The following is an 18,352-nucleotide window of genomic DNA, read 5'->3' on the forward strand; positions in this document are numbered from 1 at the left end:
TAATCATTGTGCAGAGTTGGTTATATGACTCAATTCAAAAGCTTCATGCAACGCATTTACGGCAGCTTTTAAATCTTTTTCATGTACGAGCACCCAAATTGTCGTATGACTGTCTGCTGATTGAAGGATTTGAACATTTGCATCGGTCAACGCTTGCACAATCTTTGCAGCAACTCCAGGGACACCGGTCATCCCAGCGCCTACTGCTGAAACCTTTGCACAGTTTTCGGTAATTTCCGGATCAAATCCAAGTGTATTTAATATCCGTACCGCTTTTTCCGTATATGCAGTTGGTACCGTATAAATCACGCCAGTAGGTGAAATGGTAATAAAATCGACGGAAATTCCTGCTTCAGCCATTGCTTTAAATACGTCGGATTGCATTCCAAATGCCGCCTCTTTTGTTTGTACTCGAATTTGGGTAATAGCATCCATATGGGCAATTCCAGTAATTAAACGATCGATAATATCCATCCCCTCTACCCGTGAAGACGTTACAAGTGTACCTTTATCTTTCGAGTAGGTAGACCTTACACGTATTGGAATTTTTCCTTGCATCGCAATCTCCACCGCCCGGGGATGAATCACTTTTGCTCCTTGATATGCCAAATTACAGATCTCGGAATATGTGACAACATCAAGCGGTCTAGCCGTTTCAACAACCCGCGGATCAGCAGTCATAATTCCGTTCACATCGGTAAAAATTTCAATTCTTTCTGCAGCTAAAGCAACACCTAATGCTGCAGCCGTCGTGTCACTCCCTCCACGACCAATCGTCGTTATATCTCCAGATTCGGTCATCCCTTGAAAGCCTGCTACGACGACAACATCATGTGTTTCTAACTCTTGTAAAACTCGCTCAGGCTTTACTTCTTTAATTTTTGCTTGCGTAAAATCATCTGTTGTAATAAACCCAGCGTGTGCTCCAGTTAAAGCAGTCGCTGTAATATGATGCTTTTGTAACTCATTCGATAATACAACGGATGAGATAATCTCACCACAAGACATAAGCATATCCAATTCACGTGAAGCATTTTTATTGGCAGGAAAATCTACAAGACTCAGCAACGTATCAGTTGCATACGGGTCTGGTTTTCTGCCTAAAGCTGAAACGACAACTACCAATTTGTATTCTTTCACTAACGCATCTTTTATATGTTTAATCACATGATCTCGATTTTCTTTTGACTGTACTGAAGTACCGCCAAATTTTTGAACGAGTATTTCCATTCGTACACCTCTATCGTTGCAACCAATTATTTTGAATTAATTCTTGAGCGATTTGTACGGTATTCCACGCTGCTCCTTTTAATAAATTATCGGAGACAATCCATAGATGGAACCCTTGTTTATTATCTAAATCTTTACGAACTCTACCGACAAACACATCTTGCTTCCCTTCTGCAGTTAATGGTGTTGGATAGAGCTGCTCTTTCGGATCATCCTGTAATACGATCCCTTCTGCTTGCTGTAATTCCCTCCATATATCTTCCACGGTCACATCTTCATTGTCCACCTCAATATATACACTCTCTGCATGGGAAGTAAAGAATGGCAGACGGACACACGTAGCAGCCACTGAAAGATCAGGTGCATGCATGATTTTTTTGGTTTCTTGAATCATTTTCATTTCTTCAAATGTATAACCATTTTCCTGAAAGACATCAATTTGTGGCAACGCATTAAATGCAATCGGATAATGCTTTTCGTCGCCTTTAACAGGAAGAAGCTCTGCCTCCATCTCTTCTCCAGACAAATAAGCTTTCGATTGATTTGCCAATTCATCACATGCTTCATTACCTGCACCTGACACTGCCTGATAAGTAGATACAATAATTCGCTTTAATCCAAACGCAGTTTTTAATGGCTGTAATGCGGCTACCATTTGAATGGTGGAGCAATTCGGATTGGCGATAATTCCTTGATGGTGTTGCAAGTCCGTTTTATTTACTTCTGGAACAACGAGCGGTACCGATTCATCCATCCGAAACGCACTTGTATTGTCAATCACAACTGCACCACGTTTTACAGCTTCTTGAGCTAATTTCTTGGAAACCGAACCACCTGCTGAAAACAGAGCGATATCAACCCCTTCAAAGCTTTCTGGTACTGCTTCCTCGACAATGATTTCTTCTTGTTTAAATAGCTGCTTAGATCCTGCTGAACGTTTGGATGACAAAAGCTTTAAATTATTTATTGGAAAATCTTTCTCTTGTAATAATTCAAGTATCTTTTGGCCAACTGCACCTGTTGCCCCAACAACAGCTACATTATATGCTGATTTTTGCGACATGGATTTATTGCTCCCTTCCAAAACTAGATTATTAGACTTCTAGCTTATCATTTTACCATAGATCAGCTTTGATGAGGAACAATAACTGGTTGAAGTTGTTTGAATTCAAGTGCAGCTTCTACCGTTTCGGGTAATAATTCCATTTTAGCAACGAGTGAATTCGGTTTTAAATACGGGTCATCCTGTCCGTAAGGAATAAAGTAAATAAATTTACTAGCCATTAACCGCATTAAATTAACCCCATTTAATCCAAGTGCATCGTTCGTCGACACACCTACTACAACAGGTTTTTGATTACGCATCGTTGCTTTAGCAGCCATTAAAACGGGGCTGTCTGTTAACGCGTTGGCAAGTTTGCTTAAGGAATTTCCTGTTAACGGGGCAATTACCATGCAATCCAATGGCATTTTCGGTCCTAAAGGCTCCGCCTCTGGCATCGTTGTAATAATATCTTTTCCAGTAATGGATGCGATTTTCTCCATATGGTCCTCTGCGTCGCCAAATTTCGTATCCGTTGTTCGAACTGTATACGTTACAATTGGGACGACTTCAGCACCAAGCTCCATTAATTTCTCTAGTTGCGGGAATACTTGATCATACGTGCAATGTGATCCAGTTAAACCAAAGCCGATTCTTTTACCTGCTAAATTCATCCGTAACACCCTCCTATATATAAAGTGAATCTTCAATCAGTGAGAATTTCTTTTTCTCTACTCCTTGTTCATACTGCAAGAGTATGACATAAGATCTTTGCATAGCATCCACCATTTAACTTGCAGTTAAAATCTTCCACTATCCTACTTGGATTTTTTACTTCGTAGAATGGAAAGGCAGGTATTACCTGCCAGTTACTTGTGGATAAAGGTTACTTCGTTTCACCCTGTTTCAATAATTCTTGTTTAATGACATCAGCCAATATTTTCCCGGCTGTTTTAGGTGCCACAATGCTCGGTAAACTACGAGATAAAATGGCTTTAATCCCCCGTTGTTTCGCATAGGCAAAATCCGTACCACCTGGTTTTGAGGCTAAATCAATAATGACTGCATGTGAAGGAAGGTGCTTCATTTCTTCTTTCCCAATCACTGAAGCAGGTATAGTATTAATTAATAGATCGCAATCTTCCATATAAGACGCCAATTGATCCAAAGGAATAGCCGTTAGTCCCATTTCTGTCACTCTTGCTAAATCCTTCATTTGTGTAGCGCTAACAGAAACTTTTGCGCCTAATGCTGAAAACTTGTTCGCCACGGTATTTCCGACTCTACCGAAGCCAACAACGACGACTCGCGAGGAATGGATGGTGAAATCTGTATGCTCTATAGCCATCATAATCGTACCTTCTGCAGTCGGAATGGAATTGTAAATGGCAACATCATCTCGTTCCAATAACGGAATCAGCTTGGCATTTGCGCTATTTACTGCATCGATTAAATAGTCATTAGCTATTCCAGAAAACACAATTGTCGATTTACGTAATTGTTTGAACCAGTCGTGGGAAAGGTGGATAGGTTTTTCTGAAAACACGGGTTCCACTTTTCCATCAGAATTGGTGCCGGTTATAGGCAAGATAATGACATCTAAACTGCTTGGGGTAACCTCATCTATATCCATTTGCTTTAAGCCCGTGAAGCCTTGCTCCAATTTGTCAAATCCAATCAATAAAAGGGTTGTATCGGTTAATGCTTGAAGTTGGCGAATCAACTCTAAATAACGGGCATCTCCGCCAATAATTGCAATTGTTCGGTCCATCCTTGTAAACACCCTCCAAACGTGCCATTTTCATTCGCATTTCTTTATAGCTTATGTGTGAAAATCGAGTTAGTGATTCCATTTTTAAGAAAAGAGTCATTCAACTCAGATTAAAATAATGGGGCGAATTCTAGGATTAAGCTAAACCAAATCATTTTCTAAAAAGAACAATTATGCACCTAAAGTGAATTTTCCATCAGTGGGAGGGTTGGTTTCATTCATTCCCCATTCTTTACCGTAATGGTATGACTTAAAGGTCTGTTACGAGGGTTTTTATGGGGTGTTATCTCCGACTTAGACTTGTTCCAGTACAGATTATCCAACTCCTGAAGAAAGAGCCTTCCAGCATCTTATATATGGAATACAAAAGGCTGCTACCACTTTCGATAACAGCCGAGACATTACCCTATCCTGCTAAGGTGCTGGCAATTGCATCGATAAATGAAATATACGTTGTAGAGGAGCAAATGGATTGCTAACTACATTTAAAAATTCTTTTCCGTATCGATAATGATCATGTCTTCTCCCACTTTTTTAATAGCACTCCAACGAATTTTTGTTTCTTCTGCTTCTTTTTTTAGACCAAACCACTTGTAATTTGGAATAATGAAGGCTTCAATTTGTCCAGTCGTTTCATTTATTTCTAAATCAGTTTGTCCTAAAATACCTAAACGAGATCCTTCTTGGACGTTAACAATTTCTTTTCCACTAATTTCCTTGTAACGCAATTTATCCCCCCTATGCATCATTTCTATAATATATATGCAAAAAAAACCTATGTTATCATAGGTTTTTTAGGAACAAAGGCGCAGGCGTCCGTTTAGCAACGTAGCGACTGGAACGAATCAACTGAGATAAAGGAAACACGGTGAGGTAACGAACCGATGATGACTTATCGGAAGGCGATTTCGTGAAGTCGCCTAGTTGCTGGCTCATGCACCGGATGTGGCTAGTCGGTTATTTCGTTATCCACAAGCACCTCATTTTATTGTTTCCTATAGAGCAAAGAAAGGATGCGATAGAAAGCTACCCTGTTTAATAATTTGCAAACCGTAGCCATCTTATGACACAATTCATTTATCGCCATTTTAATAAAAAGTTGTAATAAAGCGAATTTCTTAACTTATTCATTTTTGGGAGATATCAAAGCAATGGATGGGGATTGTTGAAATACAGTATCCATAACATGTTGCACAGAGGTATGGTTGACTGCATCAATCATTTCCACCAGTTCATCTAATGTATAATGTTTTTTAAGAATTAACTCGTTTTTTCCATTTCTGTTCATTCGACTAGTCGTACTTTCCAAGCTTAAAAGTAAGCTTCCTTTTAATTGCTCTTTACTATTTTGCAGTTCTTTATCCGTTATCCCTTTGGTTACAAACTCGTCAATGGTTCCTTTTATCACATTAAGCAACTGCTGTAATCGGTCTTTTGCCGTCCCAGCATAGATCGTTAATAATCCGCTATCGGTAAACGAAGAGTGATAGGAGAACACAGAATAAGCTAACCCCTTTTTTTCCCGAATATCTTGGAATAATCTGGAGCTCATGCTGCCTCCTAAAACATTATTCATTATGATTAAGCTGTAAATGGCTGGTTCATGCACAGCCAAACCGTTAAACCCTAAACAGACATGAGCTTGTTCCGTATCTTTATACCGTTCTACTTTTTCGCCAAGAAATTGTGGTTTAGTAAAACTAGCAGTAGATTTAGGAAGGTGGTAGCTTCCAAAATAGCCTTCTACTGATTGGAGAAAGGAAGTATCTACATTACCAGCGATAGACACAACCACATTTTCTGGAGTATACCTTGATTGCATATATTCTTTTAACATCATTGGCGTGAACGTAGCTAATTGTTCTTCTGTCCCTAAAATTGGCAATCCAAGCGGGTGGTCTCCAAAAGCAGCCCTCGCCAGCAAGTCATGTACTAAATCATCTGGTGTATCTTCATACATTTTAATTTCTTCGTAAACGACATTTTTTTCTTTATCCATTTCTGCTTCCTGAAACTCGGATTGAAAAAACATATCTGCTAGAATATCCAATGCTGTATCTTTATATGTATCCACTACTTTTGCATAAAGACATGTGTACTCCTTTGATGTGAATGCATTTACCTGACCGCCCATTGCATCAAATTCCTCGGCAATATCCTGAGCAGAGCGTGTTTTAGTTCCTTTAAAAAACATATGCTCTAAAAAATGCGAGATGCCATTTATTTGCCCATGTTCATGGCGTGAACCAGTGAGTATCCAAATTCCTATCGTAACAGAACGAACTGTAGGAATTCGCTCCAGTACGACGCGTAAACCATTTTGACAAGTGTGTTTTTCTATCAAAGCGTATCCTCCTAATATAATGAAGCGACGGTATTATCGCTTTGGTTCCATCAATTTTTCAATCGTATTTAACTTATATTTCTTTTCTTTAATTGAGGTAATCAATTCTTCTAATCCTCTTTCAGTAGCAGCTGTTGGATGCATTAAAATGGTAGCACCAGGATGAAGCTGATTGTTTACTCGGTTAAGCATAACAGAAACAGATGGATTCTTCCAATCAATTGTATCAACTGTCCAAAGAACAGTCTCCATATTTAAGTGGTGACTAACCTCAACAACATGATTATTATAGCTGCCACTAGGAGGAGCGAACCATTTCGGCATCGATCCAGTAATTGCTTTTAAAATATCGTTTGTTTGTACTATTTGATCAACCATGCTCTGATTAGATAGCCTAGCCATATCCGGATGATTATAAGCGTGATTCCCAATCAAATGACCTTGTTCGGCAATCATTTTAACCAGTTCCGCATTATTTTTAGCCCATTTGCCTTCAATAAAAAAGGAGGCTTTTACCCGATTATCCTTTAAAATGGAAAGCATTTCGGGGATGTATTCTTCTCCCCAAGATACATTAATTAATAGTGCAACCATTTTCTTTTCTGGATGTCCTCGATAAATTGGAGCGGCAGGTAAATCTTTTAAATCTATTTTGGGAGCGATTTGGTCGAATACGAGCTTCGACTCTGTAAAAGTACCATCTTCCTGCTTCATTTTTACATATGACTTTTCTACATTTACTTTTAACCCATTTCTACCAGGTGTTTTTTTCCAAACTTTATCAATATACGCATTTTGTGCAGGCTCTTCATATTCTTTCGCTTTTTGTTTTATTTCAGCATATAATGGATCAGTAGTTTTCACCGTTTCTATAATAACAGGTGATTCCACTGGAGTAAACGGATTTTTTTCCATATCGAACGTAAGCCCTACTATTATCATAAATACCACAATGTGAAGTAAATGCCGATATCGCCACATAACCATCCCCCCCTATCCTTACCTATATGATAAGAACGGACAAGTTATGCTTGATGGTGAAAAATATTGAGCGCATTAGAAAATATCTCACGTTTTTTATTATAGCGGCTTTCATCCATCGGTTAGGATGGGAATTCCTTCCCAATTGAAAAAAATGGAACGAATCAACTAAAGTTTTAGGAATCATGTCACTAAAAACAAGGGGATGCTTACGTCTGGGTGGCAAGCCCGTTTTTAATTGCCCTTCCTCTTCGTGACGAATCGAAGATACCTTATCGGAGGGCGCATTTCTAAAGTCGCCTAGTTGCTGGGCGAGGGAGCCGGACCTGCCTAGTCGGTTATTTCACTATCCATAAGCTCCTCATTCTATAGTTTTTTATGCAATAAAAAAGAAACTGGGTTGCCAGCTTCTTGTTTACTTCGTTGTTATTTTTGATTTTTTGCAGCTTCTTTTCTTTCCCGTTCTTCTTTTAACACAGCTTTTCGAGACAAGTTTACTCTGCCTTGATGGTCAATCTCTTTTACTTTCACTAAAATTTCATCACCAATGGAAACAACGTCTTCTACTTTATTTGTACGTTCTTCTGCCAGTTCAGAAATGTGAACCAGACCGTCTTTTCCTTTAAATAATTCAACAAAAGCACCAAATTTCTCAATTCGTTTTACTTTTCCAAGGTATAATTGTCCAACCTCGACTTCTCGTACTAAGTCCTCAATTATTTTCTTCGCTTTTTGATTCATTGCTGCTTCAGTGGAAGAAATAAACACACTACCATCTTGTTCAATATCAATTTTCACACCTGTTTCATCGATGATTTGATTAATTTGCTTTCCACTTGGTCCGATTACATCGCGAATTTTATCTGGATTAATATGCATGGTTAAAATTTTCGGTGCATATTGAGAAAGGTTATCCTTTGGTTTTTCAATGGTCGCAAGCATTGATTCAAGAATATGCATTCTGCCTTTTTTCGCTTGATGCAATGCTTCTTCTAAAATTTCTTTAGACAAGCCATCGATTTTGATATCCATTTGTAATGCGGTTACGCCTTTTGCTGTTCCCGCTACTTTAAAGTCCATATCGCCAAGTGCGTCTTCCATTCCTTGAATATCTGAAAGAATCGTATAATCTTCACCGGATTTGACCAGTCCCATTGCAATACCTGCTACTGGTGCCTTAATTGGGACTCCGGCATCCATCATAGCAAGCGTACTTGCACAAATACTTGCTTGCGAGGTTGATCCATTAGACTCCAACACTTCTGATACTAAACGAATCGTATATGGAAATTCTTTTTCGGATGGAATCACTTTCTCTAAAGCTCGTTCTCCTAATGCACCGTGTCCAATTTCACGACGACCAGGTCCTCTGATTGGTCCCGTCTCTCCAACACTATAAGCAGGAAAATTATAATGGTGCATAAAGCGTTTTGATTCCTCTAAATCAAGACCGTCAAGGATCTGTACATCGCCTAAAGCACCGAGTGTACACACACTTAATGCTTGCGTTTGTCCTCTTGTGAATAATCCGGAACCATGTGTACGCGGCAATACATGAATACGAGACGAAAGTGGGCGAATTTCATCAATTTGTCTCCCATCAGGACGAACCTTTTCTTTCGTAATTAATCGCCTTACCTCTGATTTTACCATTTGATCAAGAATTGCCTTGACCTGCTTGCCTGCTTCTTCGTCTTCTTCGTAAGCTTGTAGTACTTCTTCTTTCACTACAGCAATAGCTTCTTCGCGTGCATGTTTTTCTTTAACTTGAATAGCTTCAATCAACTTATCTTTCGCTTCCACTTCTACTTTTGCAGCTAGCGTTTGATCGATATCAAATAAAGTCGGTTCCTGTTTTTTTATTCCAACAGCTTCCACAATCCGCTCTTGAAACTCAACTAAACGAACAATTTCCTGGTGACCAAACATAATTGCTTCAAGCATGACTTCCTCTGGTACTTCATTGGCTCCAGCTTCTACCATATTAATTGCGTCTTTTGTTCCAGCAACAGTCAATTCAATATCACTTTTTCCTTCTTGCTCAATCGTTGGATTAATAACAAATTCCCCATCCACACGACCGACATTTACCCCTGCAATCGGTTCTGCAAATGGAATGTCAGAAATACATAAGGCAATCGATGAGCCGATCATTGCTGCAATTTCGGATGGACAATCTTGATCCACACTCATTACAGTGCTTATTACTTGAACTTCATTCCGATAACCGTCTGGAAATAAAGGACGAATTGGTCGGTCAATAAGCCGGGAAGACAGAATCGCTTTTTCGCTTGGTCTTCCTTCTCGTTTAATAAATCCTCCTGGTATTTTACCTACTGCATAGAGGCGTTCTTCATAATTCACAGTCAAAGGGAAAAAAGGAAGGTCCTTTGGCTCACTGGAAGCCGTAGCTACTGATAGTACAGCAGTATCTCCATAATGAATCATACAAGCGCCATTTGCTTGTTTTGCTAATTCTCCAGTTTCAACGGTAAATTTTTTTCCGGCTATTTCCGTAGAGAACTGTTGTTTTTCTTCTGCCATTAGTTCATGTGCTCCTTTCAAATAACATTCTACCTTACATTTTATAGTTTATAAGCATGATTGTAAATTTTATGTAGATAAATCAAAGGTTTGACCAAATTTTATGTACATATACCATTAAACAACCATCTCTCGGTTCTATTATATACATCGAACACCTGTAAGAAAAGTACAAGCCTTTATAAACTTCATATAGTTATTTTCATACAAGGATAATCAAAACACTTTACAATGCTTACAATTTACGATGTGCCCACAGAAAAAAGCAGGATTTCTCCTGCTTTTTTTGTATAAGAAACTATAAAATGATGTGCTTGTGGATGGAAATAACCGAATCCCAGCAACGAGGCGACTTTAGAAATGCACCCTCAGAATAAGGTATCATCGGTTCGCCTGTAAGAGGAAGGCCGACTAAAAACGGGCTTGCCGCCCTGAAGTCAGCATACCCCTGTTTTTAGTGGCATGATTCCTAAAACTTTAGTTGCTTCGTTCCAGTCACTACGTTGCTAAACGGGCGCTCTACGCCTTTGTTCTATCGGCGTAGGCCGAGCTTTTCAATTAATTGACGGTAACGTGTAACATCTTTATTACGTAAGTAGTTCAACAAGTTACGGCGCTTACCGACCATTTTTAATAGTCCGCGACGTGAATGATGATCTTTTTTGTGAACACGCAAATGTTCGTTCAACGTCGTGATTTCTGCAGTGAGTACAGCAATCTGTACTTCTGGAGAACCAGTGTCGTTGTCATGAATTTTGTATTCATTAATGATTTCATTTTTACGCTCTTGTGAAATAGCCATTTGGCTCACCTCCTATTTACATTTAAAATCCCCAATTCCCTAGCAAACGTCGGAGTCACGATTTGCCAAGCAATGGTTCAACGTTTTCTATCTTACACTTAGTTAGCAAAAAATGCAAGTATAAAGTGGATCTTCCGTCAGTGAGAGGTTTTCATTCATCCGCTACTGCTTGTTCGTACCATAATGGTATGACCTTAAGGTATTTTGCACTAAATCTAACGTTTGGCTTACATATACTACTTATTTTCTCCTTACAAGTGGAGACCATACTTCAGATAAGTTATGATAGTTCGGAAAAGAAGCGTCGAATTTGCTTCTCATCATTGGCAATTTGCTCCTTCAATTGCTGCATACCAGGAAATTTCATTTCCTCACGAATAAAGGAATGAAATTCGACTAACAATTCCTCTCCGTACAATTCATGATTATAATCAAATATATGCACTTCAAGGATCGGCTCCGGTAGGTTTGCTTCAAAGGTTGGGTTAAATCCAAGACTTGCCATTCCTTCGTATTTTTCTTGCTTATAAAAGATTTTAACTGCATAGATACCTGGTCTTGGTAGTAAAGCATCTTGGTTCGTCTGCATATTAGCAGTAGGATAACCCATTTGTTTTCCACGCTGGGCGCCTTTGACAACAACTCCATTAACGAGTAAAGGTCTTCCAAGTAACGCATTTGCCTTTTTTATTTCCCCTGAAGCTAGTAACTTGCGAATTCTTGTCGAGCTGATTTTTTCCCCATCACATTCGACCTTATCTACCTTTGTAAAGGTAAATGCCCCATCGGCATGTTCTGCTATAGTATCGACATTGCCGCTGCCTTTATGGCCGTAAGAAAAATCAAAGCCAGCAACAAGGTGCTTTATGTGGAGCCCTTTAATAAAATGATCAATAAATCCTTGTGGGTCCAATGCAGCTAACTCGGAATTAAAGGTAATAATATATAATCTCTCTACACCGAGTCGCTGTAAAACTTCTTGCTTTTCACGTAATGGAGTAATATATTTCACTTTCTGCTTGTCTTTTCGTAAGACAACAGATGGATGCGGATAAAACGTAATGACAGCACTTTCCATCTTTCTTTGCTTTGCTTCTTTAATTGCGGCTTTAATGACATGCTGATGACCTTTATGTATTCCGTCAAAAAACCCAATAGCTGCAACTGTTTCTGGAAGTTCTTCTAGTATGAGAGTGTGCGGATAAGTTAATTCAATTGTTCGCATCTTACTTCACCTACACTTTTTTATCTACTAAATACACGGACTGGCTTTATATAGCCTGCTTGCTTTTCATGAGATTGATAAATGGCTAGAACACGATTCTGATGCATGATAACAAATGGATCTGTCCTTAGTTGGATACTATTAGGTAGTTTTTGCCCATACAACACCTTTTTAGCTGTTTCAGAATCGACATGCCATACATCCAGATGGGTTAAACCCATTTGAATTGGATATAATAACGTAGCTTCCTGTTTTTTTAAAATGGCCTCTTCTATTGTAGCAAATGTAACCGCATTTTTGTTGGAAAATGCTCCTGTAGCCTCTCTTACTAATGTCATCATATGCGCAGGATATCCTAGAGCTTTTCCGATGTCTACACATAAGGTACGAATATAGGTTCCTTTTGAGCAAACCACTCTAAATGTGATCGAACGTTCCTGTTCATTCGGAGCTGAAAGTAGCTGTATTTCATCAATCTTAACTCGCCTGACTGGTCGCTCTACGTACTGATTTTCTCTAGCATACTCATATAGCCTTTTCCCTTTTACTTTAACCGCTGAGTACATGGGAGGGACTTGGTTAATTTCCCCTAAAAATTGCTGTATTACATCTTCAACATCCTGTTGTCCTGGCATCACCTCTACCGGTTTTTCCTCAATTAGGTTACCAGACGCATCCTCGGTATCTGTTGCGGCTCCCAATTTTAGCTTAGCGCTATATGTCTTTTTTGTATTGGTTAAAAAAGGAACAATTTTTGTTGCTTTTCCAATGCAGATAGGTAAAACTCCCTCCACATCTGGATCTAATGTACCTGTGTGTCCTACTTTTTTTGTCTGAAACATTTTGCGGATTTTAATCACGCAGTCATGCGAAGTAAGGCCTTCTGGTTTCCATAATGGCAATATTCCATCCATATGTGAAATCCCTCATTTCTTTTAAAGTGAAACTTCAATCAGGTCTTGTAAAGCAAGAAGAAAGTATTATTCCATTGAGATGAAGGAAAGAATCTGACCTAAAACAGGTCAGATTCTTATTCCAGGTCGTGCTCTCCATATGAATTGGCTTATTTTCAATAAGATCCAACCACATCTGTCGGTTTTAAAAACAGGTGCATCCAAGCGTTATTTATTTAAATCTTTTAAAATAGATTCAATTCGATTGCCATATTCATATGCTTCATCAAATTCAAACATCAATTCAGGTGTTTTTCGTAAGCGAATACGTTTGCCAATTTCTGAACGAATAAATCCTTTTGCTTTCGCCAGACCAAGTAACGTATCCTTCTTTTGCTTCTCATTACCTAAAACGGAAATAAATACTTTTGCTTGCTGTAAGTCACCTGTGACTTCTACATCTGTGACTGTAACAAACCCAACTCGTGGGTCCTTGATTTTTCGAGTTAAGATTTCTCCCAGTTCCTTTTTCATTTGTTCGCCCACTCGATTGGCACGTAATTCAGCCATTTCATTCACCTCATTATTATCTTAAAAAACCCTTTTGGGCATTTTTCTAGATTCGTTCTACATGGGTAATGGTTCGTTCCAGTTCCGTGTACGAATCAATCACGTGCATCACGTCTTGCATTACTTGCTCTGCATGTGCTAACTCTGTCGATATAGTAACGATTCCTAATTTTGTTCGCTGCCATAGATCATGATAATCTAGTTCCGTCATCGCTATATTGAAGTCTTTCTTGCACTTGGTTAGAACAGGTTTGATAATGGAGCGCTTCTGTTTTAACGAATGGCTTTCATATAAAATACATTCTACTTCAGCGTAGAGAATCATGCTCGCTTGATTTCCTCCATAATAAATGCTTCAATGATATCTCCTTCTTTTATATCATTAAAGTTCTTAATCGTAATACCACATTCATAATTTTGTGCTACTTCTTTTACATCATCTTTAAAACGTTTTAAGGCGTCAATTTCGCCTTCAAATAGAACAACACCATTACGAATTAATCGGACACCGGCATCGCGGGTAATTTTTCCGTCGGTTACATAGCTACCAGCAATGGTTCCAATTTTTGATACTTTGAAAGTTTCTCGTACTTCAGCTTGCCCGATTACTTTTTCTTCATATTCAGGGTCAAGGAGCCCTTTCATAGCCGCTTCTACTTCCTCGATTGCTTTATAAATAACACGATGTAAGCGAACATCTACTTTTTCTCTGTCAATCGCTTTTTTCGCATTTGCATCTGGTCGTACATTAAAGCCGATGACAATTGCATTCGATGCTGCAGCCAAGATAACATCGGATTCCGTAATCGCACCTACGCCAGAATGAATAATTTTAATATTCACGCCTTCTACCTCGATTTTCCTTAACGAAGAAGCAAGCGCTTCTGCTGATCCTTGAACATCTGCTTTAATGATAATATTAATTTCTTTCATTTCACCTTGTTTGATTTGTTCAAACAAGTCATCCAAACTAACCTTCGTCTGTTCACTGCGGCTTTCCAGAATTTTTTTCTGCTGTCTAGCCTCACCAATTTGACGTGCTTTTTTCTCATCTTTAAAGACAAGAAATTGATCTCCAGCCTCTGGTACTTCATTTAGTCCAGTAATCTCCACAGGTGTAGATGGTCCTGCTTCGGTGACTCGCTGACCGACATCATTCACCATTGCCCGAACACGACCGTGCGTATTTCCAACCACAATAGAATCACCAACATGTAACGTTCCATTTTGAACGAGCAATGTTGCTACAGATCCTCTTCCTTTATCCAATTGTGCATCAATTACTGTCCCAAATGCATTATTATTCGGATTAGCCTTCAGTTCCTCTACTTCAGAAACAAGGACAATCATTTCTAATAGTTCATCAATTCCTTCTCCCTTAATTGCAGAGAGGTTCACAAAAATTGTATCTCCGCCCCAATCTTCAGGAACAAGTTCATATTCCGTTAATTCTTGCATGACGCGGTTTGGATTAGCAGCTTCCTTATCCATTTTATTAACAGCGACAATAATTGGAACTCCAGCTGCTTTTGCATGGTTGATTGCTTCTACTGTTTGTGGCATAACTCCATCATCAGCAGCAACAACTAGAATCGCCACATCCGTTACTTGAGCACCACGAGATCGCATGCTTGTAAATGCAGCGTGCCCTGGAGTATCCAAGAATGTAATTTTCTTGCCATCATTCTCAACTTGATAAGCACCAATATGTTGCGTAATACCACCAGCTTCTCCTGCAGTAACCTTCGTATGACGGATAGAATCTAATAATGTTGTTTTCCCGTGGTCTACATGCCCCATAATGGTTACAACTGCTGGTCGTTCTACCAGGTCTTCCGGTTTATCCTCCGAAATATATTTATCTAAGTCCGTATCTTCAAGGATGATTTCTTTTTCAACTTCTACATCAAATTCAGCACAAATTAATTCAATAGAGTCGTCATCTAAATCTTGGTTTTTTGTTGCCATTACACCAAGGAACATCAGCTTTTTAATGATTTCTGACGCATCTTTATTTAATTTATCAGCAAGTTCACTAACCGTTAACGTACCATGATATTTGATTTCCTTAGGTGTTTCTTTTTTCACCGTTTGTTGATTAGTAGGTGCTTTCGTATTGCTCTTGCCTTTTTTCCCTTTTGCTTGCTTTCCGTGCGCTTTTTGCTGTTGCTTGTTTGGTTTATGCTGAGTGTTTGTTTTATGCTGATTATTTGATTTGTTTTGTTTCATTTTGTTTTGCTGATTATGGTTCGAATTTGATGGATTCACATGTTGCTTTGGTTTTTTAGTCTTTGTTTGATTAGCATCTCCTGCTTCTTTCTTGTCTTGCTTTTGCGCTTTATATTTTTTATCAAGCATCGCAATCGTATTTGGAGAGATTGTCGACATGTGATTTGTCACATCGACATCCTTTTCCTTAAGAAATGCAACTACTGCTTTACTTGATAGATTATTTTGTTTTGCATATTCATATACACGCATTTTACTCATACGTTCACCCCCGAATTTATTCCCCGAGTAGCGTCTTAATCTTAGCAGCAAATCCTGCGTCTAAAATAGCTACTGCTACTCTTTGGGTCTTCCCAATTGCATTTGATAACGTTTCTCGGTCATCTACGATAGCATATGGGATTTTATAGGTTTTACATTTATCGGTTAGTTTCTTTTTCGTTTGTGGACCAATATCCCTTGCCAGCAAGATTAATACAGCACGTCTTGCTCTGATATCTTTAAGTATGGCATCTTCACCAAGCGAACATTTTCCAGCTCGAAAAGCAAGGCCAACAAGGTTAAGATAACTATTTTTCATTTGTTGTACCTGCAACTAACTCTCTTAATTCATTAAAAACTGCTGCGTCAACGGTCGCATTTAAATGCTTGTTTAACGCGTTAGTTTTTTCCGCTTGATCAATAACAGTAATATCCTTACAAAGATAAGCTCCCCTACCATTCTTCTTGCCGGTTGGGTCTACAAAAACTTCTCCCTCTTTATTACGGACTACACGAATTAATTCCTGCTTTGGCATCATTTCGTTTGTTACAACGCATCTGCGAGTAGGCACTTTACGTTTTTTTACCATGCCTGATCCCCTCCTTATTCAAACAAACTTTCTTCATTGTCAGAATAGGCCTCATCATCTTCGTCCAATAACCCTTCTTCTCTTGCTTCTGTTTCACTTTTTATATCAATTTTCCAACCAGTTAATTTCGCTGCAAGCCTTGCATTTTGACCTCGTTTACCAATTGCCAATGATAATTGATAATCCGGTACAATAACGGTCGTTGCCTTCTCTTCTTCATTTACAAGTACAGATATTACCTTCGAAGGGCTTAAAGCATTCGAAACATAAACAGTAGGATCATCAGACCATTGTACAACATCAATTTTTTCACCTTTAAGCTCATTCACAATCGCTTGTACTCTTTGGCCCTTCTGACCGACGCAAGACCCTACAGGATCAATGTCAGGGTCAGGTGCATATACGGAAACTTTAGAGCGATCGCCGGCTTCTCTAGCTACAGATTTAATCTCAACGATCCCATCATATATCTCCGGTACTTCCATTTCAAATAACCGTTTCAGTAACCCGGGATGGGATCTAGAAATATATATTTGCGGTCCCTTACTTGTATTTTCCACTTTCGTAACATACACTTTAATCCGATCATGCACATTGTATTCTTCTGTAGGCATTTGTTCGGCTTCAGCGAGTTTTGCTTCTATTTTACCAAGATGTACATAGACGTACCGTGCATCCTTTCGTTGAATAATCCCTGTCATTACGTCATCCTCTCGATCGGAGTATTCCGAAAAGATAACGCCGCGTTCTGCTTCTCTAACCCTTTGTGTCACCACTTGTTTTGCAGCTTGAGCAGCGATACGGCCAAAATCTTTTGGTGTTACTTCCACTTCAACCACATCATCAATTTCATAATTAGGATTGATTTCTTTTGCTTCTTGTATCGAAATTTCTTGTTGATGATCTTCTACTTCTTCTACAACATTTTTTCGAGAAAAGACAGCCATCTTTCCCGTTTCCTCATTAAGTTCAACACGAACATTTGTGGCTGATTTGAAATTCTTTTTGTATGCTGAAATTAAAGCAGCTTCCAGAGCTTCCAATAAAATTTCCTTATCAATACCTTTTTCCCTCGCTAAATAATCAATTGCATCGAACAATTGCGTGCTCACTTTTTTTCTCCCCCTTTAAAACGTTACAGCCAATCTCGCTTTGGCTACTTTGTCAAATGGAATCTCTACCGTTTGATTACGGGTTTTAACTTTATATGATATAGTTAACACCTCATTCGTAAAATCAATTAGCTTTCCTTCATATACTTTTTCACCATGAATTGGCTCATATAGTTTAACGTATACTTGCTTATTGATATTCTCAACAAAATCTTGCTTCTTCTTTAAAGGACGCTCTGCACCTGGTGAAGATACTTCTAAAAAATAGGCATCTGAAATGGGGTCTCTCCGGTCCAATTGTTCACTCAATTCTTCTGATACCTCTCCACATTCGGTAATATCAACGCCGCCTTCTTTATCGATATACACACGTAGGAACCAATTTTTCCCTTCTTTCACATATTCCACATCAACTAATTCAAGGTTTTTTTGTTCCAGGATAGGGAGAACTAATTCTTCCGTTGTTTGTATTACTTTTGAACTCAACACGTATCCTCCTTTTACTTATACTTTTTTTACTCCATGGAAGGTTTGTTTAAGACGCCCGGTTCATATGCTGCATAGCCACTAATTAAAACAAGATGACTAATTTACCTATAATGCTCTTCAAAATTGATTCGTTCATCTTTACATTCACAACATTTCTACCTTTGATCAGCAATAACCTGTCTGCCTTCCTTTTAAACACGCATTATTAGTATAAACCAATTTCTGTAATTTCATTTACCAGTAGCTAAACCACTCGAAAACTCCACAGT

General features: G+C 38.7%; 18 protein-coding genes. All 18 read right to left on the reverse strand.

The window, feature by feature from the left end; translation table 11 throughout:
* Positions 1 to 3 precede the first annotated feature (3 nt).
* The 18 genes from dapG to rimP all read right to left on the reverse strand — a co-directional run bounded on the left by dapG (position 4) and on the right by rimP (position 18,080).
* Complete coding sequence (gene dapG, locus D1839_RS02490; RefSeq protein WP_120378310.1) at positions 4 to 1,230, reverse strand: aspartate kinase; 1,227 nt, start codon at positions 1,228 to 1,230, stop codon at positions 4 to 6.
* A gap of 10 nt (positions 1,231 to 1,240) precedes the next feature.
* Complete coding sequence (gene asd / locus D1839_RS02495) at positions 1,241 to 2,293, reverse strand: aspartate-semialdehyde dehydrogenase (RefSeq protein ID WP_120378311.1); 1,053 nt, start codon at positions 2,291 to 2,293, stop codon at positions 1,241 to 1,243.
* A 62-nt stretch (positions 2,294 to 2,355) separates the two neighbouring features.
* Positions 2,356 to 2,946 carry a dipicolinate synthase subunit B gene (gene dpaB / locus D1839_RS02500; RefSeq protein ID WP_120378312.1) on the reverse strand — a complete coding sequence of 197 codons (591 nt, stop codon included), beginning with the start codon at positions 2,944 to 2,946 and terminating at the stop codon, positions 2,356 to 2,358.
* 212 nt (positions 2,947 to 3,158) lie between these two features.
* Positions 3,159 to 4,043 carry a dipicolinic acid synthetase subunit A gene (gene dpaA / locus D1839_RS02505; RefSeq protein ID WP_120378313.1) on the reverse strand — a complete coding sequence of 295 codons (885 nt, stop codon included), beginning with the start codon at positions 4,041 to 4,043 and terminating at the stop codon, positions 3,159 to 3,161.
* A gap of 485 nt (positions 4,044 to 4,528) precedes the next feature.
* Positions 4,529 to 4,771: a YlmC/YmxH family sporulation protein gene (locus D1839_RS02510; RefSeq protein WP_050352787.1), complete on the reverse strand. Its 243-nt coding sequence runs from the start codon at positions 4,769 to 4,771 to the stop codon at positions 4,529 to 4,531.
* 395 nt (positions 4,772 to 5,166) lie between these two features.
* Positions 5,167 to 6,387 (reverse strand): M16 family metallopeptidase, encoded by a 1,221-nt coding sequence (locus tag D1839_RS02515; protein ID WP_120378315.1) that lies wholly within the window; start codon positions 6,385 to 6,387, stop codon positions 5,167 to 5,169.
* A gap of 33 nt (positions 6,388 to 6,420) precedes the next feature.
* The gene (locus tag D1839_RS02520) at positions 6,421 to 7,368 is read right to left on the reverse strand and encodes a polysaccharide deacetylase family protein (RefSeq protein ID WP_120378316.1); all 948 of its coding nucleotides are present in this window, start codon (positions 7,366 to 7,368) and stop codon (positions 6,421 to 6,423) included.
* Positions 7,369 to 7,794: 426 nt separating this feature from the next.
* Positions 7,795 to 9,912, reverse strand: a complete 2,118-nt coding sequence (locus tag D1839_RS02525; protein WP_120378317.1) for a polyribonucleotide nucleotidyltransferase — start codon at positions 9,910 to 9,912, stop codon at positions 7,795 to 7,797.
* Positions 9,913 to 10,444: 532 nt separating this feature from the next.
* Complete coding sequence (gene rpsO / locus D1839_RS02530) at positions 10,445 to 10,714, reverse strand: 30S ribosomal protein S15 (RefSeq protein ID WP_120378318.1); 270 nt, start codon at positions 10,712 to 10,714, stop codon at positions 10,445 to 10,447.
* A gap of 280 nt (positions 10,715 to 10,994) precedes the next feature.
* The gene (locus D1839_RS02535; protein ID WP_120378319.1) at positions 10,995 to 11,939 is read right to left on the reverse strand and encodes a bifunctional riboflavin kinase/FAD synthetase; all 945 of its coding nucleotides are present in this window, start codon (positions 11,937 to 11,939) and stop codon (positions 10,995 to 10,997) included.
* 20 nt (positions 11,940 to 11,959) lie between these two features.
* Positions 11,960 to 12,853 carry a tRNA pseudouridine(55) synthase TruB gene (truB, locus tag D1839_RS02540; protein WP_120378320.1) on the reverse strand — a complete coding sequence of 298 codons (894 nt, stop codon included), beginning with the start codon at positions 12,851 to 12,853 and terminating at the stop codon, positions 11,960 to 11,962.
* Positions 12,854 to 13,060: 207 nt separating this feature from the next.
* The gene (gene rbfA, locus D1839_RS02545; protein ID WP_120378321.1) at positions 13,061 to 13,402 is read right to left on the reverse strand and encodes a 30S ribosome-binding factor RbfA; all 342 of its coding nucleotides are present in this window, start codon (positions 13,400 to 13,402) and stop codon (positions 13,061 to 13,063) included.
* Positions 13,403 to 13,448: 46 nt separating this feature from the next.
* Positions 13,449 to 13,727 (reverse strand): DUF503 domain-containing protein, encoded by a 279-nt coding sequence (locus D1839_RS02550; RefSeq protein ID WP_120378322.1) that lies wholly within the window; start codon positions 13,725 to 13,727, stop codon positions 13,449 to 13,451.
* Positions 13,724 to 15,892 (reverse strand): translation initiation factor IF-2, encoded by a 2,169-nt coding sequence (gene infB, locus D1839_RS02555; RefSeq protein WP_120378323.1) that lies wholly within the window; start codon positions 15,890 to 15,892, stop codon positions 13,724 to 13,726. Before infB ends, D1839_RS02550 begins: the two co-directional genes overlap by 4 nt.
* Positions 15,893 to 15,908: 16 nt before the next feature.
* Positions 15,909 to 16,211, reverse strand: coding sequence for a L7Ae/L30e/S12e/Gadd45 family ribosomal protein (locus tag D1839_RS02560; RefSeq protein ID WP_050352778.1), 303 nt, complete (start codon positions 16,209 to 16,211; stop codon positions 15,909 to 15,911).
* The gene (gene rnpM, locus D1839_RS02565; RefSeq protein WP_120378324.1) at positions 16,201 to 16,482 is read right to left on the reverse strand and encodes an RNase P modulator RnpM; all 282 of its coding nucleotides are present in this window, start codon (positions 16,480 to 16,482) and stop codon (positions 16,201 to 16,203) included. The genes D1839_RS02560 and rnpM overlap by 11 nt, the downstream gene beginning before the upstream one ends.
* A gap of 14 nt (positions 16,483 to 16,496) precedes the next feature.
* Positions 16,497 to 17,594, reverse strand: a complete 1,098-nt coding sequence (nusA, locus tag D1839_RS02570) for a transcription termination factor NusA (RefSeq protein ID WP_120378325.1) — start codon at positions 17,592 to 17,594, stop codon at positions 16,497 to 16,499.
* A 15-nt stretch (positions 17,595 to 17,609) separates the two neighbouring features.
* The gene (rimP, locus tag D1839_RS02575; RefSeq protein ID WP_120378326.1) at positions 17,610 to 18,080 is read right to left on the reverse strand and encodes a ribosome maturation factor RimP; all 471 of its coding nucleotides are present in this window, start codon (positions 18,078 to 18,080) and stop codon (positions 17,610 to 17,612) included.
* Between the last annotated feature and the right edge of the window lie 272 nt (positions 18,081 to 18,352).

Source organism: Roseburia sp. 1XD42-34 (assembly GCF_009917385.1).
GTDB lineage: Bacteria > Bacillota > Bacilli > Bacillales > Amphibacillaceae > Virgibacillus.

What these genes read in the sequence shown, in the direction of transcription:
- rnpM (WP_120378324.1), bottom strand. Translation starts at nt 16,482, where the DNA reads ATGGTAAAAAAACGTAAAGTGCCTACTCGCAGATGCGTTGTAACAAAC.
- rpsO (WP_120378318.1), bottom strand. Translation starts at nt 10,714, where the DNA reads ATGGCTATTTCACAAGAGCGTAAAAATGAAATCATTAATGAATACAAA.
- dapG (WP_120378310.1), bottom strand. Translation starts at nt 1,230, where the DNA reads ATGGAAATACTCGTTCAAAAATTTGGCGGTACTTCAGTACAGTCAAAA.
- D1839_RS02550 (WP_120378322.1), bottom strand. Translation starts at nt 13,727, where the DNA reads ATGATTCTCTACGCTGAAGTAGAATGTATTTTATATGAAAGCCATTCG.
- dpaA (WP_120378313.1), bottom strand. Translation starts at nt 4,043, where the DNA reads ATGGACCGAACAATTGCAATTATTGGCGGAGATGCCCGTTATTTAGAG.
- dpaB (WP_120378312.1), bottom strand. Translation starts at nt 2,946, where the DNA reads ATGAATTTAGCAGGTAAAAGAATCGGCTTTGGTTTAACTGGATCACAT.
- D1839_RS02520 (WP_120378316.1), bottom strand. Translation starts at nt 7,368, where the DNA reads ATGTGGCGATATCGGCATTTACTTCACATTGTGGTATTTATGATAATA.
- asd (WP_120378311.1), bottom strand. Translation starts at nt 2,293, where the DNA reads ATGTCGCAAAAATCAGCATATAATGTAGCTGTTGTTGGGGCAACAGGT.
- truB (WP_120378320.1), bottom strand. Translation starts at nt 12,853, where the DNA reads ATGGATGGAATATTGCCATTATGGAAACCAGAAGGCCTTACTTCGCAT.
- D1839_RS02535 (WP_120378319.1), bottom strand. Translation starts at nt 11,939, where the DNA reads ATGCGAACAATTGAATTAACTTATCCGCACACTCTCATACTAGAAGAA.
- D1839_RS02525 (WP_120378317.1), bottom strand. Translation starts at nt 9,912, where the DNA reads ATGGCAGAAGAAAAACAACAGTTCTCTACGGAAATAGCCGGAAAAAAA.
- rbfA (WP_120378321.1), bottom strand. Translation starts at nt 13,402, where the DNA reads ATGGCTGAATTACGTGCCAATCGAGTGGGCGAACAAATGAAAAAGGAA.
- infB (WP_120378323.1), bottom strand. Translation starts at nt 15,892, where the DNA reads ATGAGTAAAATGCGTGTATATGAATATGCAAAACAAAATAATCTATCA.
- D1839_RS02560 (WP_050352778.1), bottom strand. Translation starts at nt 16,211, where the DNA reads ATGAAAAATAGTTATCTTAACCTTGTTGGCCTTGCTTTTCGAGCTGGA.